Source organism: Corallococcus sp. CA049B, assembly GCF_003611685.1.
In the GTDB taxonomy this organism is placed as follows: domain Bacteria; phylum Myxococcota; class Myxococcia; order Myxococcales; family Myxococcaceae; genus Corallococcus; species Corallococcus coralloides.
In genome coordinates, this window is record NZ_RAWC01000357.1 from 1 (window position 1) to 5,185 (window position 5,185).

Annotated in this window: 2 protein-coding genes; both read right to left on the minus strand. The window is 72.8% G+C overall.

Annotated features, from left to right (window positions below):
* The coding region (locus tag D7W82_RS38305; protein ID WP_147439762.1) for an ABC transporter permease at positions 1 to 2,116 on the minus strand (2,116 nt) is incomplete at its 3' end.
* Positions 2,117 to 2,314: 198 nt separating this feature from the next.
* Positions 2,315 to 5,134, minus strand: coding sequence for a PQQ-dependent sugar dehydrogenase (locus tag D7W82_RS38310; protein WP_120622986.1), 2,820 nt, complete (start codon positions 5,132 to 5,134; stop codon positions 2,315 to 2,317).
* Between the last annotated feature and the right edge of the window lie 51 nt (positions 5,135 to 5,185).

Here is a 5,185-nt window from a genome sequence, read left to right on the forward strand (position 1 = left end):
CCCCGTAGAGCCCCACCGCCGCCAGCACCAGCGCCACCCCCGCGAAGAGGCTCGCCAGCAGGAGATAGAAGCGCAGCGGCGCCACCGTTCCATCCACCACCGATGCCAGCGTCCGCACGCTGCCCAGCGCGAGGTTCGCGTCCAGCCCCCGGACCTCCGCCCGCACTGCCCCGGCCAGCGCGAGCGGCTCTCCTGTCGTGCGGAGCACCAGCGTCATGTCCGTGGTCCGTGCCTGCTCATAGGGGACGTACACCTCCGGCGCGGCAGGCGCGGCCAGCCCCTCCGTGGCCAGGTTCGCCACCACCCCCACCACCCGGCCTCCGAACGCGCCGTTGCCCAGGTCCATGTCCGTGTCCAGCGTGCGGCCCAGCGGATCCTCTCCCGGCCAGAAGCGGCGCGCCGCCTCCGCGTTGATCAACACCGCGCGCCCACCGGCGCCCCGGTCCTCCGGCAGCAGCGCCCGGCCGCGCAGCACCGGCACCCGCAGCGCCTCCAACGCGCCCGGTGTGACGATGCGGATGCTGGCCTGCCAGGGCTCCGTGCCCGGCGCCACCGGCCGCCGAGGGTCTCGCACCGCGATCGTCCACCGCCTCCCCTCCATGGGCAGCGCATTCACCGCGCCCGCCGTGGTCACCCCGGGCAGGGCCCGCAGCCGCTCGAGCAGCCCGTCGTAGAAGGCCGCGGGCGCCGCGCTGCCGAACGCATAGCGGAAGGGTGGCAGGTCGAGCTTCACCGTCAACACGCCCTCCGGCTGGAAGCCCGGGTCGACCTGCCGCAGGTGCACGAAGCTGCGCAGCAGCAGCCCCGCGCCCACCAGCAGCAGCACCGCCAGCGCCGTCTCCGCGACGATGAGCGCCGCGCGGGTGCGGTGGTGGTGCGCCGCGCCGCCCGCGCCATCGCCCGCGGTCCGCAGCACGCGCGCCAGCTCTACCCGCGACGTCTGCCACGCCGGCACCAGCCCGAAGAGCAGCGTGGTGAACACCGACAGGCCCGCCGTGAACGCCAGCACGGTGCCATCGAGCGACACCTCGTCGATGCGCGGGATGTCCCTGGGCCCAAACGCCGCCAGCGCATCCAGCGCCCACATCGCCGCGAGCAGCCCGGCCCCTCCACCCAGCACCGACAGGAGCGCGCTCTCCACCAGCAGCTCCCGCGCGATGTGCCCCCGGCTGGCGCCCAGCGCGAGCCGCACGGACGTCTCCGCCTCGCGTGACGCGGCCCGCGCCAGCAGCAGGTGCATCAGGTTGGCGCACGCGATGAGCAGCACCAGCCCCACCGCGCCCAGCAGCAACAACAACGAGGGGCGCACCTGGCCCAACAGCACGTCTCGCAAGGGCTCCACGCTCGCGCCCATGTCCGCGTTCGTCGCCGGGTACCTCGCCGCCAGGCTCCGCGCGACCGCCGCCGCGTCGGCCCTCGCCCGCTCCAGGCTCACGCCGGGCCCCAGCCGCCCATACACCTCCAGCCAGTGCGCGCCGCGCGCCTCCGGCTTCGTCATGGACTCGTCCTGGACGAGCGGCGTCCACAGCTCCGCGCGCGACGGGAAGTCGAAGCCCGGCGCCATCACGCCCACCACCGTCCACGGCAGTGGGCCGCCGAGGCTCACCGTTCGCCCCAGCACGTCGGGGCTGCCGCCGAAGCGGCGCTGCCAGAGCGCATGCGACAGCACCGCGACCTGGGGGGCTCCCGGCGCGTCATCCCCGGCCTGGAGCGCGCGGCCCAGCTGCACGCGGGGCCCCAGCACCTGGAAGAACCCGGCCGTCACCATCGCGGTCTGCACCTTCATGGGCGAGGCCTCCGTCCGGTCCGCCCCGAGCGTCACCATCGCGGGCGCCACACCGGCGAGCCCCTCGAAGGCCCGCGTCTGTTCGCGCAAATCCAACAGGTCCGGCGGCGACGTCGGCCCCGGCCCCTGCCGGCCCACGCTGAACAGCCGCACGAGCCGCGCGTCGTCGCGCAGGGGCAACGGCCGCAGCAGCACCGCGTGCACCACGCTGAAGATGGCGACGTTGGCGCCAATGCCCAGCGCCAGCGTGGCCACCGCCACGACGGTGAAGGTGGGGCTGCGACGCAGCCGCCGCAGCGCGAGCAGGAGGTCCTGGAGGAGGAGGGCCATGGCGGACGCCGTTGAGCATGGCGCATGCCAGGGAGCCCGGACAGCCACGCCCAGGCGACAGGGCGGAGGAACTGACCGGCGCTGGGAATCCGCGTCCCGCTTCCGGACACGCGCGCGTGCCTTCATGCGGCGCTGACGCGAAAAAGAACGGGAGGGCGTCCAGCAAGGGCGCCCTCCCGTTGCTGTTTCAGCAGGGCATCAGCTCGCGCGCGAGCGCTTGCGACGGGTGGCCAGCGCGACGAGCGCCAACCACGCGAGCGGCGCCACCGGGGCCGCGCCGCAGCCGCAGCCGGAGTCGTCCTCGGGCAGTGGGTTGACCGTGCCGGCGTCCGGGGTCCCCGTGCCGGCGTCCGGGGGCTCCGTGCCGGCGTCCGGGGTCCCCGTGCCGGCATCCGGGGGCTCCGTGCCCGCGTCCGGACTCCCCATGCCCGCATCGGTGCCGGCATCCGGCTGGCCCGCCTCGCAGCTTCCATCCCCGACACAGACCGTCACAGTGGCTTCCGCGGTCGCGCCCTGCGTGTCCACCACCACGAAGCGCAGGGTGTGCGGGCCCGGCGCAAGGCCCGTGGTGTCCCAGCGGCCAGGCGCGCCACCGAAGTAGAAGCGGTTGTCCGAATTGACGTCCGTGGAGACCTGCGTGCCGTCCACGTAGAACCCGGCGCCGGTGCAGCCCACGTCGTCCTCGCACTCGCCGAAGAACTCCGCCGTGGCGCCGGACACGCGCTCGCCCTGGGTGGGACGGATGAGGATGGCGCGCGGCGGCTCATCCGCCTTCGTGGTGACGGTGAAGGTCTGCTCCGCGTCCGGCGACACGCCGTTGGCCGCCCGCACGCGCACGTCCACGGTGCCCGCCGCCGACGGCGTCCAGGTGATGAGGCCGGTGGCCGCGTCGATGCTCATTCCCTGCGGCACCGTGCCCTCCAGCGAATACGTGGGCTGCGGCCGGCCCACCGCCTCCACGTCGTAGCGGTAGTCGCTCCCCACGATGGCGGTGGTGGCGGGCGTGGAGGAGATGGTGGGCTGAAGCGGTTCGTCATCTACCTCCACGGCCTCAAGCGTGCGCGCGTCCAGGCCGGGCATGGCGAGCGTGATGGTGGCCTTGCCGTCCACGTTGTCCGCGTCCTGTGCCGCCCGGAGCGTGACGGTCTGCGGCGTGTTCCAGTTGGACGTCGTGAACGCGAGCGTGGACGCGGAGGCCACGGTGAGGTCCGCATCCCCCTGCGTGGCCGCCACGGTGACGGTGACGTTCGACGAGGGCCTCAGGGACAGGGACACGTCGAAGGTGGCGGTGCCGCCCTCGGGCACGGAGAGCCGGGTGGTGGACAGCACCAGCCGGGCCGAGTGGGTGTCGATGGTGGTGGCCACCACCGACTCGGTCGTCAGGCCCTCCGAGGCCACGGTGAAGGTGGCGACGTCCGCATCCGCGTCCGCGTCCTCCAACGCCTCGAGCACCACGACCTGCGGCGCGCTCCAGTTCGCGGGGGAGAAGGTGAGGGTGCCACCGCCTGTCAGGCGCAGGTCCTCGGAGCCGCCCATGGCGCGCGCCACGCTCACCGTCACGGGCGCGGTGGGCGCCTGGGCCAGCCGCACGGTGAAGGCCGCGCGCCCGCCCTCCATCAGGCGCAGGTTGAGCCCGGACACGACCAGCTTCTGGCCGGTGGCCGTGGGCATCACCCGGCGCACCACGCCGTTGGTGTACCCCAGCGCGTAGAGCGCGCCATCCGGCCCCACGCTCATGTCCACGTTGGCGGAGAAGCCCGTCCCCCACTCGTCCACCGTCGCCACCGAGTTGTCCGCCGCCAGCGTGGCGCGCGTCACCTGGGCGCTGTTGAAGTCGCCGAAGAAGTAGTTGCCGCGGTACTCCGGCGGGAAGAGGGTGGCGTCGTAGAAGACGCCGCCGGTGATGGAGCCGCCCAGCGCCTGCGTCGTCGCGTTGCCCCCGCCGCTGGTGGCGTCCGGCAGGCCCGGCTGGGCCACGGTGAAGGTGGTCGTGGAGGGCGCGTTGTTGGCGCTGGCGACGTAGAACTCGCCGTTGAAGCTTCCGTCCCCCACGCCTTCGAGCGTGAGCTTCTCCCCCTTGCGGAAGCCGTGCGGCGCGGCGGTGGTGAACGTGGTGATGCCCCCGCTGCGCACCGCGCCCGTGGCGGTGAGGTTGCGTGAGTCAACCGAGTTGGTGCGGTACTTGATGACGGGGGTGATGTAGTCATTCCCGACGGGCTGGTTGTTCTCGTAGTCGTTGTAGCCGGCGTGGCTGCGCCGGGTCACGACGAGGACCTGCTCGTAGCCGTCTCCCACGTCGTTGACCCACAGCAGTCCGGTGGTGGGCTGGAACGTGAAGGTGAACGGGTTTCGCAGGCCGCGCGCCCAGATGTATTCGTTGTTGGGGCCCACGCCGTCGTTGAACGGGTTGTCATTGGCGGGCGTGCCGTCCAGGTTGGCGCGGCCCACCTTGGCCGCCAGCGACGTCAGGTCCGCGTCCACGCCGGAGCCGTTGCCCAGGTCGCCAATGGCCCAGTAGAGCTTCCCATCCGGCCCGAAGCCCAGCCCGCCGCCGTCGTGGTTGTTGCCCGCCGTGGGCAGCCGCGTGACGACCTCCGTGCGCGCGATGCCCGTGCCGTTGGAGTCCGTGTAGCGGACGATGCGCTGCTCGGAGGCGGAGACGGTGACGAAGAAGTAGACGTACCGGTTGACCAGGTAGTTCGGGTCGAACGCGATGCCGATGAGGCCACACTCGCTGTTGGTGTGGACCGCGGGCTCCGTGGCGAACGTGCGCGTCACCAGCGTGGAGGTGCCGGGCTGCGTCTCCAGCACGCCGTCCTTCATGGCCACCGTCCGCACGACGCCGTTCTTCAGCGTGACGAACAGGCGCCCTGAGCCGTCCGGCGCCCACGCCATGCCGGTGGCGGGCGTCAGGCTGGTGGACGAATAGGTCGTTTCCACGAAGCCAGCCGGTACGGCGGCCCGCGCTGGCGCGGACATCATCAGGAACAACAGCGAGGCCATGAGGGGAGTACGCATGGCCCCGAACCTACCGCACCCCGATTGGGGCCCCACGCCCCACCCGGAGGC